This window comes from Oleiphilus sp. HI0128 (assembly GCF_001635365.1).
Genome location: NZ_LWGG01000544.1, coordinates 1 through 607, shown reverse-complemented (window position 1 = coordinate 607; position 607 = coordinate 1). Strand labels below are relative to the sequence as shown.

At 45.8% G+C, this 607-nt stretch carries 1 pseudogene; it reads right to left on the bottom strand.

Going from position 1 to position 607, the window contains the following annotated elements:
- Positions 1 to 577: pseudogene (locus tag A3763_RS06495) on the bottom strand (PEP-CTERM system histidine kinase PrsK); the annotation flags it as partial.
- Positions 578 to 607: the final 30 nt, after the last annotated feature.

Below are 607 nucleotides of genomic sequence, written 5' to 3'. Positions count from 1 at the left end.
GTGGGGCGGATAACTCGCGAAACAAGAGTGCATCTGAATACATAAAGAAGTCGTAGCAGAACAGGGTGCCAATCGCGATGGTTAGGTATTTGATTCCGGAACGGCTATACATATTCGCGCTACGCCATACTTGTTCTAAAAGTAAAAGTGCGACGATAGAAAGTGATACCTGAAACAACAGAATCGAATAGCTGGACACCCATTGTGAGCCTGAGATACCTTGGGCCAAGGTAATAAAGACCATAGCAGCGAGCAGAGCGAGAATGGCCGAACTGAGATAAAAGCGGTCTCTGCCTTGTTGTTGGTTAGGAATGAAGCTAATCCCCAAGAGCGCGTAGAGAACGTCAAACCAGGCTGCATTGCGAATGAGTTCAAAGGTGTATCGTAGATAGAATGGCACATCAAAGCCTAAGCCTTGTGCGACCAATGCGCCCATCCATAAACTGCTTGCTAGCGCAGCAAGTAGTAAGGAACGATCAACGGATCTGCGTAAATACTTGCTAGCGATAAATACTGCGAGTAGCAGGAAGGCCAGGAGTCCAATACTATTTGAAATAGTTAAGAATGAAATATTCATTGAGCCGGTAGTGTGCCTGAACGTACTTAT